Origin of the sequence: Corallococcus sp. AB018 (genome assembly GCF_003986945.1) — a bacterium.
GTDB classification, from domain to species: Bacteria; Myxococcota; Myxococcia; order Myxococcales; family Myxococcaceae; genus Corallococcus; species Corallococcus exiguus.
The window spans coordinates 1-18101 of sequence record NZ_RAWR01000086.1 but is presented as its reverse complement, the minus strand read 5'-3'; the positions used below and the strand labels follow the sequence as shown (position 1 = coordinate 18101).

19 protein-coding genes are annotated in these 18101 nt (G+C 69.1%); 11 read left to right on the top strand and 8 right to left on the bottom strand.

Annotation, left to right across the window (positions count from 1 at the left end):
- The first annotated feature begins 22 nt into the window (after window positions 1-22).
- Window positions 23-1231 (top strand): polysaccharide deacetylase family protein, encoded by a 1209-nt coding sequence (locus D7Y11_RS19455; protein ID WP_126934427.1) that lies wholly within the window; start codon window positions 23-25, stop codon window positions 1229-1231.
- 61 nt (window positions 1232-1292) lie between these two features.
- On the opposite strand, the gene D7Y11_RS19450 is transcribed toward D7Y11_RS19455, so the two are convergent.
- Entirely contained in the window at window positions 1293-2651 is a 1359-nt protein-coding gene (locus D7Y11_RS19450) for a family 16 glycosylhydrolase (RefSeq protein ID WP_120577795.1), read from the bottom strand.
- Between the two features lie 73 nt (window positions 2652-2724).
- Entirely contained in the window at window positions 2725-3717 is a 993-nt protein-coding gene (locus D7Y11_RS19445) for an aldo/keto reductase (RefSeq protein WP_126934426.1), read from the bottom strand.
- A 158-nt stretch (window positions 3718-3875) separates the two neighbouring features.
- Between D7Y11_RS19445 and D7Y11_RS19440 the strand changes: the two genes are divergently transcribed.
- From D7Y11_RS19440 to D7Y11_RS19430, 3 genes are all read left to right on the top strand, one after another.
- Entirely contained in the window at window positions 3876-4922 is a 1047-nt protein-coding gene (locus tag D7Y11_RS19440; protein ID WP_126934425.1) for an ABC transporter substrate-binding protein, read from the top strand.
- Window positions 4923-5502: 580 nt separating this feature from the next.
- Window positions 5503-7161 carry an iron ABC transporter permease gene (locus tag D7Y11_RS19435; RefSeq protein ID WP_121753628.1) on the top strand — a complete coding sequence of 553 codons (1659 nt, stop codon included), beginning with the start codon at window positions 5503-5505 and terminating at the stop codon, window positions 7159-7161.
- A complete protein-coding gene (locus D7Y11_RS19430; protein WP_199753750.1) occupies window positions 7161-8195 on the top strand; it encodes an ABC transporter ATP-binding protein in 1035 nt (344 codons plus the stop codon). Before D7Y11_RS19435 ends, D7Y11_RS19430 begins: the two co-directional genes overlap by 1 nt.
- 3 nt (window positions 8196-8198) lie before the next feature.
- Here the strand turns inward: D7Y11_RS19430 and D7Y11_RS19425 are convergent, their stop codons facing one another.
- Window positions 8199-8810, bottom strand: a complete 612-nt coding sequence (locus D7Y11_RS19425; RefSeq protein ID WP_126934423.1) for a pyridoxamine 5'-phosphate oxidase family protein — start codon at window positions 8808-8810, stop codon at window positions 8199-8201.
- 104 nt (window positions 8811-8914) lie between these two features.
- Here D7Y11_RS19425 and D7Y11_RS19420 point away from each other — a divergent pair, with 104 nt between their 5' ends.
- The 3 genes from D7Y11_RS19420 (at window position 8915) to D7Y11_RS19410 (ending at window position 10804) form a co-directional block, all read left to right on the top strand.
- Complete coding sequence (locus D7Y11_RS19420; RefSeq protein WP_126934422.1) at window positions 8915-9376, top strand: carboxymuconolactone decarboxylase family protein; 462 nt, start codon at window positions 8915-8917, stop codon at window positions 9374-9376.
- A 98-nt stretch (window positions 9377-9474) separates the two neighbouring features.
- A complete protein-coding gene (locus D7Y11_RS19415) occupies window positions 9475-9936 on the top strand; it encodes a carboxymuconolactone decarboxylase family protein (RefSeq protein WP_126934421.1) in 462 nt (153 codons plus the stop codon).
- A complete protein-coding gene (locus D7Y11_RS19410) occupies window positions 9923-10804 on the top strand; it encodes a sigma-70 family RNA polymerase sigma factor (protein ID WP_126934420.1) in 882 nt (293 codons plus the stop codon). Before D7Y11_RS19415 ends, D7Y11_RS19410 begins: the two co-directional genes overlap by 14 nt.
- A 4-nt stretch (window positions 10805-10808) precedes the next feature.
- On the opposite strand, the gene D7Y11_RS19405 is transcribed toward D7Y11_RS19410, so the two are convergent.
- Complete coding sequence (locus D7Y11_RS19405) at window positions 10809-11702, bottom strand: LysR family transcriptional regulator (RefSeq protein WP_158641961.1); 894 nt, start codon at window positions 11700-11702, stop codon at window positions 10809-10811.
- A 77-nt stretch (window positions 11703-11779) separates the two neighbouring features.
- Between D7Y11_RS19405 and D7Y11_RS19400 the strand changes: the two genes are divergently transcribed.
- The 3 genes from D7Y11_RS19400 to D7Y11_RS19390 are packed head-to-tail and all read left to right on the top strand — an operon-like array spanning window position 11780 to window position 14194.
- Window positions 11780-13003 (top strand): MFS transporter, encoded by a 1224-nt coding sequence (locus tag D7Y11_RS19400; protein ID WP_126934418.1) that lies wholly within the window; start codon window positions 11780-11782, stop codon window positions 13001-13003.
- Window positions 13004-13035: 32 nt separating this feature from the next.
- Window positions 13036-13221, top strand: a complete 186-nt coding sequence (locus D7Y11_RS19395) for a hypothetical protein (RefSeq protein WP_199753749.1) — start codon at window positions 13036-13038, stop codon at window positions 13219-13221.
- 10 nt (window positions 13222-13231) lie between these two features.
- On the top strand, window positions 13232-14194 hold the full coding sequence (locus D7Y11_RS19390; RefSeq protein ID WP_126934417.1) for a bifunctional 2-polyprenyl-6-hydroxyphenol methylase/3-demethylubiquinol 3-O-methyltransferase UbiG: 963 nt from the start codon (window positions 13232-13234) through the stop codon (window positions 14192-14194).
- Here D7Y11_RS19390 and D7Y11_RS19385 read toward each other — a convergent pair.
- The 4 genes from D7Y11_RS19385 to D7Y11_RS19370 form a co-directional block, all read right to left on the bottom strand.
- Window positions 14161-14676 (bottom strand): hypothetical protein, encoded by a 516-nt coding sequence (locus D7Y11_RS19385; protein ID WP_120581624.1) that lies wholly within the window; start codon window positions 14674-14676, stop codon window positions 14161-14163. The genes D7Y11_RS19390 and D7Y11_RS19385 overlap by 34 nt on opposite strands.
- Before the next feature lie 43 nt (window positions 14677-14719).
- Complete coding sequence (locus tag D7Y11_RS19380; protein WP_126934416.1) at window positions 14720-15364, bottom strand: hypothetical protein; 645 nt, start codon at window positions 15362-15364, stop codon at window positions 14720-14722.
- Between the two features lie 80 nt (window positions 15365-15444).
- Window positions 15445-15903: a YdeI/OmpD-associated family protein gene (locus D7Y11_RS19375; RefSeq protein ID WP_121753622.1), complete on the bottom strand. Its 459-nt coding sequence runs from the start codon at window positions 15901-15903 to the stop codon at window positions 15445-15447.
- A gap of 15 nt (window positions 15904-15918) precedes the next feature.
- Window positions 15919-16701, bottom strand: a complete 783-nt coding sequence (locus D7Y11_RS19370) for a class I SAM-dependent methyltransferase (RefSeq protein WP_121753621.1) — start codon at window positions 16699-16701, stop codon at window positions 15919-15921.
- A 167-nt stretch (window positions 16702-16868) separates the two neighbouring features.
- Between D7Y11_RS19370 and D7Y11_RS19365 the strand changes: the two genes are divergently transcribed.
- On the top strand, window positions 16869-18101 hold a 1233-nt coding region (locus tag D7Y11_RS19365; RefSeq protein WP_126934415.1), incomplete at its 3' end, for an FtsX-like permease family protein.

The window sequence follows — 18101 nt, the reverse complement described above, 5'->3', positions numbered from 1 at the left end:
CTCACAGAGGGGATACCCGGACATGACCTGGATGAATTGGACGTCCCGCGCGCTATGCGCCGCGGCGCTGCTTTGCTCTTCCTCGGCCTTTGCCGCGTCGCCGTTCGCGGAAGGGATGATCTCCATCACGTTGGATGACGGCTGGAGCACGCAGTACACGCTGGCGCGGCCTGCGCTGAAGTCGCGGAACATCCCCGCGACGTACTACCTGGTCACCGACGCGGTGGCGCAGGGATGGGGCGGCTACATGAGCCTCGCGCAGGTGCAGACGCTCAAGGCGGAGGGCAATGAAATCGCCAGCCACACGCGCACGCACGCGGACCTCACGTCGCTGACGCCCGCGCAGTTGACGTCGGAACTGCACGACTCGCGCACGTGGCTGCAGACGAACGTGGGGGCGATGTGCGGCAAGGATTTCGCGTCACCCTACGGCGCGTACAACGCGACGGTGATGACGGCGCTGAAGACAGAGTACGCCAGCCACCGCACCATCAACGCGGGCCGCAACTTCAAGGACACGGTCATCTACGAACTGCGCGCCAACGACGTGTCGAGCGCGGTGACGGTGGCGCAGGTGAAGGGGTGGATCAACCAGGCCATCGCGGAGAAGAGCTGGCTCATCATCCTCTTCCACGAGTTCACCAGCAGCGCGCCCACGCGCGAGACGCAGTACCGGACGACGAACTTCACGAACATCCTCAACTACGTGCAGTCCACGGGGATCCGCACGGTGACGGTGGAGCAGGGACTCGCGCTGACGGACGGTCTTACTGAGGCGCCGCCGTCGGTGGGCACGGTGGTCTACGACGACGCGATGGGCAGCGGCTTCCAGAACTGGAGCTGGGCGACGCACGATCTGGATCAGTCCGTCACGGTGCACTCCGGGTCCACGGCGGTCAGCTTCGAGCCGGACTACTGGGAGGCGCTGATGTTCCACCACTCGGGGTTGGATCTGTCGCTGTACCAGTCCATCGACCTCTGGGTGCACGGAGGCACGACGGGTGGACAGCAGGTGCGGCTGGCGCTCTACAACGGCGGCACGCCGCTGGGCAGCATGAGCCTGGAGACGGCGCTGGGGCACCCCATCGCGGCGGGGACCTGGCAGAAGGTCTCCATCCCGCTCAGCGCCCTGGGCGCGACGTCCGGCACGGTGGATGACTTCTACGTGATGGACGAATCGGGATCGGATCAGGGCACGCTGTACATGGACGACTTCGTGCTCGTGCCGTAAGTCGCAGCGCCACTGCGCGCGCCGGTGCCATCTCCGGCGCGCGCGTGAAGGCAATCAGGGCCTACAGCTTGATCAGCTCCACGTCATCCATGTGGATGAAGTTGGAGCCGTTGTGGGCCGGCGACTTGCTGTGCAGGCCGAACTCCAGGTAGCCGTTGGTGACGTTGATGGCGGGCGTCTCCAGCAACGTGTAGTTGCCGTAGGTGCCCAGGTTGGTGATGGCCGGCGCGCAATCACCGCAGTTCTTCACCTGGAAGCGCGCGAAGTCGAACGTGCCTCCCTTGCGGAACCAGGCGCGCAGCTTGTAGTTGCCGGACGCCAGACCGGACTTCGTCTGGTACGTCCACGCCTCGTAGGCCGCCGCCGACGTCCACTGCGTCAGGTGGAAGCTGCCCGAGTGCCCGCCGTTGTACGTCTCCGAGAACGCCGCCGTGCCCGTGCCGTTCGGGCTCCAGGTGGTCCAGCCCGTCATGCCGTTCTCGAAGCCCGGGTTGGTCAGCCCCAGCGACTGCGAGCCGCCCGGCTGGTACCAGCGCACCCACTCCACCTCCATCGTCTTCTTCGCGCCCCAGGCCAGGTCGATGGAGGCCGGCGCCGGGTTTCCGTACCAGACGCCGCCGAGCGCCAGGTTCAGGATGAGGTAGTGGTTCTGCTGGAACTCCGACTCGTTGTGGTTGAACGTCGCCGTGGACACGAAGTCCTTGTCCAGGCGGAACACGATGGTGTTCGCGTTCCACTCCACTTCGTACGTGTGGAAGTCCTGCGACAGGTCCACGCCACGGCTCGCGCCCGTGCCCCAGTCCGCGTTGCCGCCGTTGTGCCAGTGCAGCGCCGACTTCATCCACGTGGGCTCCGTGGACTTCCACTCCAGGATGTCGATCTCGCCCGCGGCCGGCCAGCCCGCGCTCTGGATGTTCGAGCCCAGCGTCCAGAACGCCGGCCACATGCCGTAGCCCGGCGGGACCTTGATGCTCGCGACGATCTTCCCGTAGCGCCCCTCCACCTTGCCCTTGGTGTGGATGCGGCCGGAATAGAACGACCGGTACTGCCCCGCGCAGCGCGAGTCCGTGGGGTTGTCCGCCGTGCGCTCCGCCGAGATGATCAGCTTGCCATTGGCCACCGCCACGTTCTGCGCGCGCGGGAACTCCAGCTCACCCGTGCCGAAGTTGCAGTTGTTGGTCACCGGATCCCAGTTGCTGGTCAGCACGTTCCACGCGCCCGTGTTCAGCGCCGTGCCCGTGAAGTCGTCCTGCCACGACAGCGACCACCCCGAGCCCGGGTCGTACGCGCGCTCGCCCTGCTGCGTCTGGCCGTAACCCTCCGCCTCCACCGGGGCGGCGGCTTCCGGCTCGGGAGAACAGCCGGAGAGGGTGGTCAGGAGTCCTGCGGCGACGAGGCCTGCTCGAAAAGGGCGGTGCATGAATGCTCCGGGGTAGGGGGAGCATTCATATTTGCCGGTTTTAACGCGTCTTGCCAGGAAGTCTGGAAGCGCCTCAGCCGAGCCACTGGGGATTCTGGACGGTTCCGTCGAAGTGGTGGCTCGTCTTGTACTTCTCGTAGGCGCCGTCCTGGGCAGCGTCCTTCGTCCTGGCGAGCAGGGCCTGGACTTCCTTTTCGCTCAGGGGCTTGAAGGTGCGCGCCGCGGTCAGCGCCTGCTGCAGGCGCTCCTGCGAGTCGATGCCGGTGATGACGACGCTGACGGGCAGGGACAGGTTGTAGCGGAGGCACTCGGGCGCGGTGACGGTCTTGCTGTCCAGGATGAACGGGTCGCCCATGCACTTCATGGCGAGCACGCCGATGCCCTCCTTCACGAGCACGGGCAGCACGCGTTGCTCGAAGCTGTTGAAGTGGGCGTCCATCACGTTGAGGGGCAGTTGCACGGTGTCGAAGCGGAAGCCGTGCTTCTTCGCCGTCTCCAGCATCTTCAGGTGGATGTCCGGGGACTTGTGGCCGGTGAAACCCAGGAAGCGCGCCTTGCCGGCCTTCTGCGCGTCCTTCATCGCCTCGATGGCGCCGCCTTCGGCGAAGGCTCGGTCGGGGTCGTTGTCTCGGATGACTTCGTGGAGTTGGAGCAGGTCCAGGTGGTCTGTCTGGAGACGCTGGAGGGATTCGTCGATCTGCTTCGCGGCGGTCTTCTTGTCGCGGCCGTCGACCTTCGTCATCAGGAAGGCCTTGGCGCGGTAGCCGTCGCGCAGCGCCTTGCCCATGCGCTCCTCGCTCTTGCCGTCGTTGTAGTCCCAGCAGTTGTCCAGGAAGTTGATGCCCTGGTCCAACGCGCCGCGGATGAGCGCGATGCTCTCCGACTCCTCCTTTTGCTTGCCGATGTGGAAGCCCCCGAGCCCGATGCACGAAACCTCCTGGCCGGTGCGGCCCAGCTTGCGGCGGGGCACGGCGGACGCGTTCTTCGCCTTCGCGGGTGAAGCCCCAAGCACGGGTGGGGCAACCATCAGCGACAGCGTCGCGGCGAGGAATTCCTTCCGGGTCATGCGCGGACGTCCTTCTTCCAGAGGGCAGGCAGCGTCTGGGAGGCCGACGTTGGGACCGGGCGCCGCCCGGGACAACGGGCGCGAGGGTCGAATGTGCAGGAGCCACCGCTGCGGAGTGCGTGTGCAGGGCGGGCGTGTGCCGCATAATCGACACCCGCATGCGCATTCCCCTCCTTGTGCGGCGCGTGGGTCCGCTCCTCGCGCTGATCCTCCTGGCCGCGTGCCGCATTGAATCCGCCGCGCCGTCGGGAGGCGCCGCCGTGGCGCAGGCCTCGACCCCGTCTGGCGAGGTGTGGGTCTACACGTCGATGTACCGGCACGTGCTGGATGCGATGGAGCCCTTGCTGAAGGAGCGGCTGCCCGGCGTGCAGGTGCACTGGTACCAGGCGGGCAGTGAGAAGGTGGCCAGCCGGCTGGAGGCGGAGCGGGCCGCGGGCGCGGTGCGGGCGGACGTGCTGATGACGTCGGATCCGTTCCTCTACGAGCGGTTGGCGCGGGATGGCGCGTTCCTGCGCTACGCGTCCGTGAACGCGCTGCGCATTCCGCGAACGCTGCTGGACCTGGACGCGAGGTACGCGGCCGTGCGGCTGTCCACGATGGTCCTGGTGCACCGCGTGGGCGCAGGCGAGGCGCCGAAGTCGTTCGCTGCGCTGGTGGATGGAAGCTGGAAAGGACGGGTGGCCATCGGGGATCCACTCACGTCGGGCACCGCGTTCACGTGGGCGGTGTTCCTGCACGCGCGGCGCGGAGATGCCTACTTCGCCGGGCTGAGGGCGCGGGGCGCGGTGGTGGCGGGTGGCAACGCGGCGGTGCTCCAGAAGGTGGAGAGCGGCGAGGTGGACGCGGGCGTGCTGCTGCTGGAGAACGCGCTGACGGCGAAGGCGAAGGGCAGTCCCATCGAGGTCATCTGGCCGGAGGACGGCGCGGTGGTCATCCCGGGACCGGTGGGACTGTTCGCGTCGACTCGCAATCCGGTGGCGGCGAAGGCGCTGGTGGACGTGCTGCTGTCGCCCGAGGGCCAGCGCATCATCGTGGAGAAGGGGGACATGCACGCCGTGGACCCGCGCCTGAGCGGCCCGCGTGGAGAGTCCGGCGTGGACGGATTGCTGAGCCGCGCGCAGGCCTGGACGCCCGAGCTGCTGGAGCAGGGGCTGCTGCACGGCGGCGACATCAAGGAAGCCTTCAGCCGGGCGTTCGCGCGATGAGTCAGGAACGCCCCTTCGGAGGACGGGAGTGGGCCTCCGCCGGAGCGGCGCGCTCAAAACCTGTCCGACAGTCGGACAGGTTTTCGCTGCCCTGTTGGGAAGGGAGCACCTCCGTCCTGACTGAGGATGCAGCCAGGACGATGGGGAGCGACAGCGGGAAGCCGTCAGCACGCGGGGGCCCCGGCGGCTGTCCAAACCTGTCGGACAGTCGGACAGGTTCGCTCGATGGTCCAAACCTGTCGGACAGTCGGACAGGTTCGCTCGATGGTCCAAACCTGTCGGACAGTCGGAGTGGTTGGTGCGGTGGCCCTGGCCTGTCCGACAGCCGGACAGGTTCGCTCGATAGGCCAAACCTGTCGGACAGTCGGACAGGTTCGCTCGGTAGTCCAAACCAGTCGGACAGTCGGACAGGCTCGTGCGGTGGCCCAGGCTTGTCCGACAGTCGGACAGGTTTTTTCAGTGGGCCGCCGTCGGGGCGCCTCTTCAGGATTCTTCCTTTCTCATCCGCTTGGATTGGCGGCCTGTCCGAAGGACTGGCGTACCGCAAGCACCAGCACGTGAGCCTTGATGGGGGCGTGCGATGAGGGGGCGGTGGATTGCGTTGGCCTTGTGGCTCGTGCCGCTGCTGCTCTTCGCGGTGGTCCCGGTCGTGGCGCTCCTGGTGCGGGGCGTGGGTGCGGCGACGGGGGGATTGGGTTCGGTGCTCGCGGCGGAGTCCGGGGCGTTGGTGAACACGCTGGGCATTTCGCTGGGCGCGACGGCGTGGGCGCTGTGCCTGGGGGCTCCGCTGGCCTTTCTCCTGTTCCGCACGGACCTGCCCCTGCGTGGCGCGTTCACCGTGCTGTTCACGCTGCCGTCCGCCATCCCCGCGTTCATCTGGGGCATGGGGTGGCTGTCGCTCGCGAGCCCTCGTGCTGGCTACCTGAACCGCATGCTGGGCGCGGACGTGTTCGACCTCTATGGCGCGGCGGGCATCGCGTTCGTGGAGGGACTCTCGGGCCTGCCGCTGGTGCTGCTCGCGGGGGCGGCGGCGCTGCGGCGCGTGGATCCGGCTCTGGAAGAAGCGGCCCGGGTGTGTGGCGCTTCGCCGCTTCGCGCCGTGCTGAACACCACCGTTCCCCTGGTGATGCCCGCGCTGTTGTCGGGCGCCGTGATGGTGTTCCTCATGGCAGCATCGTCCTTCGGCGTGCCGTATCTGCTGGGCGTTTCGGCGTCTCCGCCCACCCGCGTCCTCACCACGCGCATCTATGAACTGGTGCTGCTGGGCAGCGAGGAGGGATTGCCTCGTGCGTCAGTGCTCGCGTCGTTCCTCCTTCTGCTTACGCCGATGGCGCTGGGACTGACGTGGGTGCTGGGCCGAAGCGGACGGGTGCGATTGAGCGCGGGGAAGGGCGTGTCTCCTCGCGTGCTCGCGTTGGGGACGTGGCGGACCGCCGCGCTCGCCGGAGTGGGCCTCGTGGGCGGGGTGCTGGTGGTCCTGCCCCTGGCGGCCATCCTGCTCACTTCGCTGCAGCGCAGCTTCGGCGCGGCGCTGACCTGGGACGCGCTGACGCTGTCGCACTGGTCTGGGGTGCTGTGGGACGCACGTACGCTGCGGGCCACGGGGCGCAGTGTGCTGCTCGCCGCGGGGGCGGGCCTGCTGGTGGTGGGGTTGGGCCTTGCAGGCGCGCTCCTTCGGCGAGCCTTTCGTCGTGGCGGCGCGGCCGTGGAAGCGATGGCGGTGTGGCCCTTCGCGGTTCCGGGCACGGTGCTGGCGCTCGCGCTGCTGGTGGCGTTCTCTCGGGACTGGCGGCTGGTGGTGCTGGACCGCGTGGCGTTCGTGCTGGCGCTGGCGCATACGCCGTGGCTGATGCTCGTGGGCTACGTGGGGAAGTACCTGGCGCTCGGCGAACGCAACAGCTCCGAGGCCCTGGCCCAGGTGGATCCTTCGCTCGCGGAGGCCGCGCGCGTCGGTGGTGCCGGACCCGTGCGTGCGTTCGTGGACGCGACGCTTCCGCTGCTTCGGCCCGCGCTCGTGGTGGCGTTCGTGCTCGCGTTCCTCGCGTGCGCCACGGAGATCACGCTGTCCGTGCTGCTGGTGCCCGCGGGCTCCGAGGTCCTGGGCACGCTGCTGTTCGAATTGCAGAGCTACGCGGATCCGGCCGCCGCGGCCGTGCTCGCTTGCGCGTTCGTGGCGCTGGTGGTCGCGGGACAGGCCGTGCTGGCGTGGGCCCGGCGTCGAGTTCCGGAGGTGCGGTGATGGCGGCCATCGTCCTGGAGGACCTGGTCAAGGCTTACGGCGGGACGCCCGTGGTGCGTGGCTTGAGCCTTCAAGTGGGGCAGGGCGAGCTGGTGTCCCTGCTGGGCCCTTCTGGATGCGGGAAGACGACGACGCTGCGGATGCTCGCGGGGTTGGAGCATCCGGATGCGGGCGTCATCCGCCTGGGGGATGAAGTGGTCGCTGGACCCGGCGTGCGCGTTCCTCCCGAGAAGCGCGGCCTGGGCATGGTGTTCCAGAGCTATGCCATCTGGCCGCATCGCAGCGTCGAAGCGAACGTCGCCTATCCCCTGTCGCTCCGGAAGGTGCCCCGCCACGAGGTGGCTTCCCGCGTGCACGAAGCCCTGCGCTGGGTGCGACTGGAGGCCTATGCAGCGCGGATGCCGCACGAACTGTCCGGCGGACAGTTGCAGCGCGTGGCGCTCGCGCGGGCGTTGGTGGCGGGGCCTCGCGTGCTGCTGCTGGACGAACCCCTGTCCAACCTGGACGCGGCCCTGCGCGAGGAGCTGCGCGCGGAAATCGCCGCGCTGCGAGCCCGGCTGGGCACGACGCTCGTGTTCGTCACGCACGACCAGGGCGAGGCGCTGGCCCTGTCGGACCGCATCGCCGTGATGAACCAGGGCGTCATCGAACAGGTGGACACTCCGGAGCGGCTGTACCGGGAACCGGCGACTCCGTTCGTCGCGGGCTTCGTCGGAGGCGCGAACGTGCTGCGGGGCGAGGTGCGCGCAGGTGCCTTCCTCTGCGCGGGGACGGAGACCTCGTTCGAGCTGCCCGAGGACGCGAAGCCCGGACCGGGAACGCTGGTCGTGCGTCCGGAGGATCTGGAGCTGGGGGAGACCGGAACGCCGCTGGTGCTTTCGGCTCGCCTGTTCCTGGGGCACGCGGCGGAGTACCGCTTCCCCGTGGGAGACGCGTTCCTGCGCGTCATCGGGCCGGCGCTGGAGGGCGTGCGCGCCGGCCAGACGCTCCGCGTTCGCGTGCGCAAGGCCACGGTGTTCGACGCGGCCGCTTGAGGCTCAGTACAGCGTCGTCTTCACCCGGGCTGGCAGCTCTCGGTCGTACTCGCCTCCGTCGAAGTCTTCCGGACTCAGCGCTTCGAGGATGGATCCGGGGCTCGGGAACTCGGCGCGGGGGACTTGCCGGGCCGGGTCCCAGAGCCCGGAGCGGATCAATGCGCGACTGCACTGGAAGTAGACCGTCTCCACGGCGATGCGCAGCACGGAGCGGGGCTGTTTTCCCTCGAAGGTGAAGCGCTCGAGCATGGACGGCTCGATGACGATGCTCGCCCGGCCGTTGACTCGCAGGGTTTCGTTCACGCCCGGGACGAAGAACAGCAGCGCGACGCGCGGATCCGCCACGATGTTCCGCAGCGAGTCCATGCGGTTGTTGCCTCGGCGGTCGGGCAACAGCAGCGTGCGCGCGTCCTCGATGACCACGAACCCGGCGGGGTCTCCTCGCGGCGAGGCATCCAGCCCTTCAGGGCCGGAGGTGGCGAGCACCATGAACGGCGATCGCTCGATGAAGGGTCGGTACGCCGGGTGGAGGTGGTCCACCTCCTTGAGCACGGACGACTTCCCGGGCACGCCGTACAGGCGTTCGAGCGTCTCCACATCGGTCACGGTCTTCATCCGGAGTCCTTTTTAGGCATTTAAAACGGCCATGTCACACGCGGCACCGGCTGCGTCGTCCTGGGGCTGGAAGGGCACTTCGCCCCCCGAACGAGGACCTACACATGAAGCCCCGGATGAATGCTTTCGCGGTCGCGCCGGACGCCCTCAGTCACATGGTGGATTTCAGCAAGAAGGTGGAGGCCCTGGGCCTGGAGCCCAGCCTCCGCGAGCTGGTCAAGATCCGCTCGTCCCAGCTCAACGGCTGCGCCTTCTGCATCCACATGCACACCCGCGACGCCCGTGCCCATGGCGAGACCGAGGAGCGCATCTACCTGCTGGATGGCTGGCGCGAGTCGCCGCTGTACACCGAGCGCGAGCGGGCGGCCCTGGGCTGGACCGAGGCCCTGACGCTCATCTCCCAGACGCATGCCCCGGATGAGGACTACGCTGCGCTCAAGCCACACTTCACCGACGAGGAGATCGTGAAGCTGACCCTCATGATTGGCGTCATCAACGTCGCGAACCGGCTCGTCCTCGGCTTCCGGGCCATCCACCCGGTGACCCCTCGCAGTGAAGCTGCCTGAGCCTCGAATCGCTTTTTAAAGGGCCATGTCACACGCGGCCCCCGCTGCGTCGTCCTGGAGATGGAAGGGCACTTCGCCCCCAGAACGAGGAGCTGCACATGAAGACCCGGATGAATGCCTTCGCGGTCGCGCCGGACGCCGTCAACCTCATGGTCGAGTTCAGCAAGAAGGTGGAGGCCCTGGGCCTGGAGCCCAGCCTCCGCGAGCTGGTCAAGATCCGCTCGTCCCAGCTCAACGGCTGCGCCTTCTGCATCCACATGCACACCCGTGACGCCCGTGCCCATGGCGAGACCGAGGAGCGCATCTACCTGCTGGATGGCTGGCGCGAGTCGCCGCTGTACACCGAGCGCGAGCGGGCGGCCCTGGGCTGGACCGAGGCCCTGACGCTCATCTCCCAGACGCATGCCCCGGATGAGGACTACGCTGCGCTCAAGCCACACTTCACCGACGAGGAGATCGTCAAGCTGACCCTCATGATTGGTGTCATCAACTCCTGGAACCGGTTCGCCATTGGCTTCCGGTCCATCCACCCGGTGACTGCGCGCAGTGAAGCCGCCTGATTCAAATCCCGCGGACGTCTTCGACCCGCTCCGCCCCCGCCTGCTCCGCATCGCGTACCGGATGCTGGGCATCGTCGCGGAGGCGGAGGACGTGGTGCAGGAGGCGTACTTGCGTTGGCACCAGACGGACCGCGACGCCGTGCGGGACGCCGAGGCCGTGCTCGTCCGGACGGTGACGCGCCTGTGTCTGGACGTCCTGAAGTCCGCGCGCGTCCGGCGCGAAGAGTACGTGGGCACCTGGCTTCCAGAGCCCATCATCGAGCCGATGGTGGAGGGCGACGATTTGACGCTGACCCTGATGATGGCCCTGGAGCGGCTGTCTCCGCTGGAGCGGGCCGCGTTCCTCCTGCACGACGTGTTCGGCATGGACTTCGAGCAGGTGGCGAAGGCCATCGAGCGCGATCCCGCGGCGTGCCGCCAGCTGGCCAGCCGGGCGCGGGCCCACGTGCAGGAGGCCCGGCCCCGCTTCCCGGTGACGGAGGCCCGGGGCCATGAGCTGGCCTCGGCGTTCTACGCCGCATCCCGGAGCGGAGACACGCACGCGCTCCAGGCGCTCCTCGCCCAGGATGTCGTGTTCTACGCGGATGGGGGCGGCAAGACGAAGGCGGTGCTCAATCCCATCTTCGGCCAGGAGAAGATCGTGCGCATGCTCGAGGCGTTCGTCCGACGCGCGGGCGTGAACGCGTCGCAGCTCGTGCATGAGGGCACCATCGACGGCCTGCCCGCATTCGTCACGCTGGAGCCGGACGGGACGCTGCAGACGACGGCGCTCGGCATCGAGGATGGCCGCATCGTCGCCCTCTATGTCACGCGCAACCCCGACAAGCTGAAGGGCATCCGGCGGGCGGTGGTGGAGGAGTCGTCGTAAGGGTTCAGCCCGCGGCGAAGGACTCGCGCGCGAACTCGACGAACCGCAGCAGGGCCGGGGAGCTTCCGGCCTTGCGCCACGCGATGGCGGTGTTCGTCACCGGCGCGTCCTCCGGCAGGTCGATGAAGGCCACGCCCGAATGGTGCTCCGTGTCGGGCGTGTGCGGCATGGGCGCGATGCCGAAGCCCGCGGAGACGAACCAGATCTTCGTCGCGACGTTCTGCGCGTACTGGCGCACCGCCGGTTCCACCCCCGCGTCGCGGAGCCGCTCGAAGAACCCCGCGTAGTAGTCCGGCGGCGCGACGCCGGGCTCCACCAGGACGAGCGGCTCCTCCCGCAGCTCCTTCCACGCCACCGCCTTCCGCTTCGCGAACGGATGCCGTGAGGGCACCGCCAGCCGGAAGGGCTCGCGGCGGATGAGGTGCGAGACGACGTCCGGAGGCATCCGCTCCCGCGGGCGCAGGATGCCCACGTCCAGCGTGCCCCGCTCCAGGGCCTCCAGCTGCCACGCGGAGGGATGGTTGCTCAGCTCGATGTGGACCCCCGGCACCTTCTTCTGGAAGGCCCGCAGCATCGCCGCGAACCGCGGCGTCGCGAACGACGAGATGAGGCCCAGCACCAGCACGTCCTGTTCGCCCCGGGCCTGCCGCGCCGCGTGCTCCTGGAACCGCTTCGCACGCTCCAGGAGTTGGTGGGCTTCCGGTAGCAGCTCGCGTCCCAGCTTCGTGAGGCGCACCGCGCGGGCTTCGCGTTCGAAGAGGGCTCCACCCAGTTCCGTTTCGAACTTGCGGATCTGCTGACTGAGCGGCGGCTGGGCGATGTGCAGGCGCTTCGCGGCGCGGGTGAAGCTGAGCTCCTCCGCGACCGCGACGAAGTACCGCAGGTGGCGCAGCTCCATGGTCCATACGCTCCAGGTCTGAGTTCCAGACCCATGATATATTGGAAGTATGGTTGGGGGAGCGCTAGGCATGTCGCATGGAGACCTCCTCCGCCGTGCTCCCCACCGCCGTGCCCCAGGCCGTGCCGATGGATCGCCGGCTGCTGTGGACGATGACGACGGCGACGGTGCTCGCGGTGGGCAACGTCTATTACAGCCAGCCGCTGCTGGGCGTCATCGCGCGGACCTTCGGCCTGTCCGCCTCCGCCGTGGGCTCCGTGCCGATGATGTCGCAGCTGGGCTACGTGGCCGGACTGGTGCTCCTGACGCCGCTGGGTGACGTGCTGGAGAAGCGCGGTCTGCTGGTGACGATGCTGGGGCTCGCGGCGGCGGCGCTCTTCGCGGCGGGCCTGGCGCCCACGTTCCCGCTGTTCCTGGCCGCCTGCGTTGCCATTGGCCTGACGTCCGTGCTGGTGCAGATCCTCATCCCCTTCGTCGCGGCGCTCAGCTCGCCCGAGGAGCGGGGGAGGAACCTGGGCGTGGTGCTCAGCGCCGCGCTGGTGGGCGTGCTCATCTCCCGCACGCTCAGCGGCTTCGTGGCGACACACCTGGGCTGGCGTGGGGTGTACTTCGCGGCCGGCGCGACCATGGTGGGCCTGGCGATGACGCTGCGGCTGGGACTGCCTCGCTACGAGTCCTCCACGCGGCTGACCTATCCGCGCCTCCTGCAGTCGCTGTGGACGCTGCAGCGGGACGTGCCCGGGCTCCGGGCCATCGCGTTCACGGGCGCGCTGATGTACGCGGCGCTCTCCGCGTTCTGGGCTTCGCTGGCCTTCTTCCTGAGCAGTGACGCGTACCACCAGGGGCCGGGAACGGCGGGCATGTTCGGTCTCATCGGGACGGTGGGGGCGCTCGCCGCGAATGTCACGGGCCGGCATGCGCAGCGCATTGGCGCGCGGCGCATCGTCCGGGCGTGCATCGTCACGATGCTGGCGGCCTTCGGGGTGTTCGCCGTCTTCGGCACGCTGTGGGCCGGGCTCATCGCGGGCGTGGTGCTGCTGGACCTGGGGGCGCAGGCCGCCACGGTGTCCAACCAGACGGAGCTGTACCGCCTGCACCCCACCGCGCAGACGCGCCTCAACACGCTCTACAAGATGTTCTACTTCGTGGGCGGTGCCTGTGGTTCCGCGCTCTCCGCCATCGCGTGGGACCACGCGGGCTGGCGGGGCGTGTGCTCGGTGGGCGGTGGGTTCCTGGTACTCGCGTTCGTGTGGGAACAGATCCAGGCGCGGCGGGCCGCTGCGTCGCCTGCCGTCATTTGACGAAGGCGGGAAGCTTCTGCGCGAGCGCGTCGATGGCGGCGCGCACCCGCACGGGCAAGGTGGGGCGACGAGGGCACCTGGAGGCACTGGCGCGCGCGGTGGACGCCACCGGGCTCAAGCCGGTCATCGACGCGTGCCATCCGCCGGAGGCCCTGCCCGCGGCCCTGGAGCGCGTTCGGGAAGATCGTGGTGGAGTCCCACTGAGCCACGCGGAGTAGGGTGCGGCGCATGTCGTCGCGCCCCTCCGCCGAAAGCCCACGCCGCTTCCACGCCGAGCCGTTGGTTGTCGTCCTGCGCCACCTGGAGGCGCTGTTGGCGTCCGGGCCCGTGTCCATCGACGTGCCGGATCCGGACCTGGGCCACGGGCGCTATCCCGGCGAGCGCGTGGAGGGTGGGCTCGTGCACCGGCCGCTGCGGAGCTGGTGCGACCTGGCGGAGGGGCTGTCGTGCCGCCTGCGCACGCCCCGCGGGGTGGATGCGACGCACGTGCGGCTCACGTTCGAGCCACTGGGCTCGGAGGCTTCGTGGCACGCGGGAGGCGGGACACGGACGGACGCGCCACAGGAGCGCTATGGCGCCGCGTCCGACTTCGCGCGCGTGCGGAAGTTCGAGGACGCGGGCTTCCTGCTGCCCTGGCTGGAGGCAGTGGGGCGGCTGCCGCTGCCACCGGGCGCGAGGCTCCTGGACCTGGGCGTCAACCGGGGAGATGAGCTGGCCGCGTTCGAGGATGTGGAGGGCATCCGCTTCGTCGGAGTGGACCACAGTGCGAGTGCGTTGGCGGAGGCTCGCGCGGCGTTTCCGGATCCGCGCCATGCGTTCGTGCAGGCGGACCTGAACGCGTTGCCCTCGGACCTGGGCCGCTTCGACGCGGTGGTGTCGGTGGGCACGTTGCAGAGCCCGGGCGTGGATGACCGGGCGCTCTTGCGCAAGCTGGTGCAGGAGCACCTGGAGCCCAGGGCCTCGCTGGTGCTGGGCTTCCCCAACTCACGCTTCCGCGACGGAGAGGTCGTGTACGGCGCGCGCGTGCGCAACCTGCGCGAACCGGACCTGTCGCTGCTGGTGAAGGACCTGTCCTTCTACCGCCGCTACCTGCACCAGCACGGCTTCCGCACGTTCCTGGGCGGCAAGTACGACCTGCTGCTCACGGCGGTGAGAGGTCAGGCTTCCGGTTCGGGTGATGAAGACGCCTGAGGCTTCGACTCCGCCTCGGGCTGCGAGAGGTGATGGGCCGTGAGAGGGATCACCAGCAGGCTGCCCAGCCAGAAGATGAAGCCAATGGAGGGGTAGAGCAGCTCCAGGTAGCGGTCCCCGCCGCTTTCATCCGCGGGGATGGGGTTGATGTACCAGGTGAGCGACGTCAGTCCGAGGATGGACGCCGCGCCGCCGACCCAGAGCGCCTTCCGGTCCGCACCCACCAGGAGCATGACGAAGGCCACGCACAACAGGGGGTTCGCGAACCAGCCGAACTGCATCGTGAACACCCCCAGCCAACCCATGAGCAGCAGCGCGAGGCCCCACATCTGTTCCTCGTCACGCTTGTTCGCGTTGAACACGGTCATCGCGGGCGTCGCACAGGCGAGCACGAAGAGCAGGGCCGACGCGCCACAGGCGAGGAGGCGTGTCTTCTGTTGGGACTGGGCGTGGGCAGAAGGCGCTGGACGAGGAGAGGTCATCGGGGCGGATGCTACTTCATTCCCCTGGCGTTCCATGGAGGGCTCAGTGCAGGACCCCGTCGTCGGAGATCCCCCACACCGGGTCGAAGCCATTGGTGATGTAGACCCGATCGAAATGGCTGTTGCAGCTCAGCACCATGGAAGCGCTTTGTGAGGGCGACAGCTTCGCGAGCCTGACGGCATGTTCGAAGGCGTCATCGGACGTCGGCTGGGCATTCTCGCGAGCGGCCCGGCAGGCTTCGGTCGCCACGGCATGAAGCCGGTACAGCCCGCGGAGCTGGTATGCCGTGCCAGAGAAGAAGAAGCACACCGGTGCGGCGAGGAGCAGTGCGAGCACCGACAACCGCCGGCTCGGCTTGGACACCCGTGACAGGATTCCCAGGACGGCCAGGGCGAAGAACAGCCCCGCCACGAGCACGAGCGGGAAATCCAGCAGCAGCAGGGCAAACGGGCCGAAGGCCACCGCCGTCGCCAGGAGCAACAAGAGGAACACTGGTAAGGCCAGGAGCCATGAGAGCACCGACAGCCGCCGGCTCGGCTTGAGTGCCCGTGACAGGATTGCCGCGATGGCCAGGACGAAGGACAGCCCTGCCGCGGCCGCGAGCGGGCTGTTCCTGTAACCCATCCGCAGCGCTTGGGGAAACGGGGCGAAGGACACCACCGCGACCAGGAGCAGCAGCAGCGCCACGATGGGCACTGCCCGCCACAGGGTCGTTTCCTCCTCGAGTCGAAGCCACCTGGGGACCATGTCTTCGTGTGCCTCCGAGGCTACTTTGCCACCTTGGCGCGCAGCTTCTCCAGCGTCTGGGCCAGGCGGCGGGCGCGGGTCTCTTCTTTCTTCGCTTCGGTGAGCGCCTTCACGAACTCCTTGCGGTGCGTGAACGCCAGGTTCGTGAAGACGTCCCGCAGCGCGGGCTCCGCGTTCAGCGCGCGCTGGAGGTCTTCCGGCACCTCGATCTCCCGAGGTGCCGTGTCCCGCTCCAGCGTGATGCTCAGCATCGCGCCGTCCTCGACGCCCGCGGCCTCGCGCACCTCCTTGGTGAAGCCCAGGTAGGTGATGCCTCCGTACACCATCAACCGGCTCCGGAAGGGCTGGCCGTTGACGGTGCCCACCACGGGCGGCCGGGCTTCGCCGTACTCCTCGCGGCTGTCGAACGGACAGCGCACGAACCGGCCTCCCATGTCGTTGGCAACCTCGAGCTTCGCCTTGAACTTGCGCGCGGCCATGAGCGTGTCCCGGGCCTACGGCTTGACGAACTTGAACGCGAACCGGTCGCTCGTGCCCCGGCGCTCGCCCGCGGCGCCCGGACTGGAGCTCCAGTCGCGCGTGTCCTCCGGGTTGCGCCAGGTGTTGTTCTCCTCCTGGAACTGGAAGCCCGCGGCCTGCACCTCGTCACGCACCAGTTGCTCGTCGATGCGGTGCAGCGTCTGGCCTTCCGTGATGCCCGTGCCCGCCTTCGCGCTGGAGTCGAGGATGACGTACACGCCGCCCGGCTTGAGCGCCTGGAACACCGCCGCGTTCATCTTCGCCCGGTCGACGCCCAGCCATCCCGTGTCGTGGTAGATGATGTGGCTCACCACCGCGTCCAGCGTGCCGTTCATCTCGGGCGGGAAGGGCGCGTCCAGCTCACGGTCCAGGCGCACCACGTTCTGGTTCATCGGCCGCGCCAGCCGCTCCTGCCACGGCTTCTCCGCGAACCGCTCCAGCACGACCTTGGGGTTCTCGCCGTACACCTTGCCCTCGGGCCCCACCGCGCGCGCCAGCAGCTCCGTGGTGTAGCCGCCACCCGCCATCAGCTCCGCCACGTGCATGCCGGACTTCACGCCCACGAACTCCAGCAGGGCGGCCGGATGCCGGCCCGCGTCCAGCTTGCGGTCCGCCTCCGTGCGGTCCGGCGCATCCACCAGCGCCTGTGCGGATACGGCCGCCGCCTGCGTCTGGGGGGAAGACGCCGGAGCCGTGGGCGTCGAGTGGGAACAGCCCGCGAGGACCAGGAGCGATGCCGCCATCAGTGCATTTCGCATGGGCGATCCATACCGCCCGCGCCCGCGCCTGCCTTCCGAAAAGAAGGTCATTGTCCGCTTGCGGGACGCCACGTGCCACGAGCGGACACCGCGCGTCCGTCCCGGAGGCCCTCCGACCCGCAGGGCGGCCGTGGCGCTAGAGTTGCAGCCCGCCCTGGACCGACGCCATGTCCCAGCTCCTCCAAGACGTCCGCCTGTCGCTGCGCCGGATGCGCCGCGAGCCCGTGTTCACCACGGTGGTGGTGGCCACGCTCGCGCTCGCCATCGGGGCCACCACCGCGGTCTTCAGCCTCGTGTATCAGGTGCTGCTCAAGCCCCTGCCGTACCCCGAACCCCAGGAGCTGCTGCGCCTCTACCAGTCCACGCCGCAGCGTGAGCGAGGCGGTGTGGCGTACTCGTACCTCCAGGCGTGGCGCGAGCGCCCTGGCGTGTTCCAGGCCATCGAGGGCGCCACCGCGATGGACTACACGCTGACCGGCCCGAGCGCGGCGCAGCGGGTGCGCGCGGGGCTCGCGACGCCGGGCCTGCTGTCACTGCTGGGCGTGCGGCCCGAGCGTGGACAGGGCTTCGGACCTGAGTCCCAGGGGGCAGGGCGAGACCGGAGCGTGCTCGTGTCCCACGCCTTCTGGTGGAGCCACTTCGGTGGACGCGCGGACGTGGTGGGCCAGACGCTCACGTTGGATGGCGCGCCCCACGTCGTCCAGGGCGTGCTGCCCGCGTCGTTCCGCTTCTGGCCGGGCGTGGACCTGTGGAAGCCGCTGACGCCCGCGCCCCCGGGTCAGGCTTCGGAGGAGCTGTACCTGCGGGGCGTGGGCCGGTTGCGGCCGGGTGTCCCGCTGGAGCGCGCCCGCGCGGAGCTGGAGGCGCACTCGCGCGCCTGGGCCGCGACGATGGGCGGGAGTGAAGCGGCGCCCGGGGTGCGGCTGGTGCCGTTGCATGAGCAGGTGGTGGAGACCTCGCGCGAGCAACTGTGGCTGCTGGCCGGAGTGATGGCGCTGGTGCTGTGCGTGGCGTGCGCCAATGTGGCGAACCTGCTGCTCGCGCGCGCCAGTGCCCGCGAGCGCGAAGTGGCGGTGCGCGCGGCGCTGGGCGCGGACCGGGGACGGCTGGTGCGGCAGTTCCTGGCGGAGAGCGCGGTGCTGGCCCTGATGGGCGGCGCGGCGGGCCTGCTGCTGGCGTTGTGGGGGATGGACCTCCTGCGCGTGTTCGTCCCCGGAGAGGTCGTGTCGCCGGAGGAACTCCGGCTGGAGCCGCACGTGCTCGCCATCGCGGCGGGCCTGTCGCTGACGACCAGCGTCCTCTTCGGCCTGGTGCCCGCGCTGCGCGCATCCCGCGCGGAGGCGAAGGGGGCGCTCGGGGGGCTTCGCGGGGGGAAGGGCGCGACCGGCCCGATGCGTGCG

Bases quoted from the DNA above. Each gene is read 5' to 3' on its own strand.
- D7Y11_RS19420 (WP_126934422.1), top strand. From the start codon at position 8,915: ATGAAGCCCCGGATGAATGCTTTCGCGGTCGCGCCGGACGCCCTCAGT.
- D7Y11_RS19400 (WP_126934418.1), top strand. From the start codon at position 11,780: ATGGAGACCTCCTCCGCCGTGCTCCCCACCGCCGTGCCCCAGGCCGTG.
- D7Y11_RS19415 (WP_126934421.1), top strand. From the start codon at position 9,475: ATGAAGACCCGGATGAATGCCTTCGCGGTCGCGCCGGACGCCGTCAAC.
- D7Y11_RS19450 (WP_120577795.1), bottom strand. From the start codon at position 2,651: ATGCACCGCCCTTTTCGAGCAGGCCTCGTCGCCGCAGGACTCCTGACC.
- D7Y11_RS19440 (WP_126934425.1), top strand. From the start codon at position 3,876: ATGCGCATTCCCCTCCTTGTGCGGCGCGTGGGTCCGCTCCTCGCGCTG.
- D7Y11_RS19455 (WP_126934427.1), top strand. From the start codon at position 23: ATGACCTGGATGAATTGGACGTCCCGCGCGCTATGCGCCGCGGCGCTG.
- D7Y11_RS19390 (WP_126934417.1), top strand. From the start codon at position 13,232: ATGTCGTCGCGCCCCTCCGCCGAAAGCCCACGCCGCTTCCACGCCGAG.
- D7Y11_RS19425 (WP_126934423.1), bottom strand. From the start codon at position 8,810: ATGAAGACCGTGACCGATGTGGAGACGCTCGAACGCCTGTACGGCGTG.
- D7Y11_RS19405 (WP_158641961.1), bottom strand. From the start codon at position 11,702: ATGGAGCTGCGCCACCTGCGGTACTTCGTCGCGGTCGCGGAGGAGCTC.
- D7Y11_RS19375 (WP_121753622.1), bottom strand. From the start codon at position 15,903: ATGGCCGCGCGCAAGTTCAAGGCGAAGCTCGAGGTTGCCAACGACATG.
- D7Y11_RS19435 (WP_121753628.1), top strand. From the start codon at position 5,503: ATGAGGGGGCGGTGGATTGCGTTGGCCTTGTGGCTCGTGCCGCTGCTG.
- D7Y11_RS19370 (WP_121753621.1), bottom strand. From the start codon at position 16,701: ATGCGAAATGCACTGATGGCGGCATCGCTCCTGGTCCTCGCGGGCTGT.
- D7Y11_RS19395 (WP_199753749.1), top strand. From the start codon at position 13,036: ATGGCGGCGCGCACCCGCACGGGCAAGGTGGGGCGACGAGGGCACCTG.
- D7Y11_RS19385 (WP_120581624.1), bottom strand. From the start codon at position 14,676: ATGACCTCTCCTCGTCCAGCGCCTTCTGCCCACGCCCAGTCCCAACAG.
- D7Y11_RS19445 (WP_126934426.1), bottom strand. From the start codon at position 3,717: ATGACCCGGAAGGAATTCCTCGCCGCGACGCTGTCGCTGATGGTTGCC.
- D7Y11_RS19430 (WP_199753750.1), top strand. From the start codon at position 7,161: ATGGCGGCCATCGTCCTGGAGGACCTGGTCAAGGCTTACGGCGGGACG.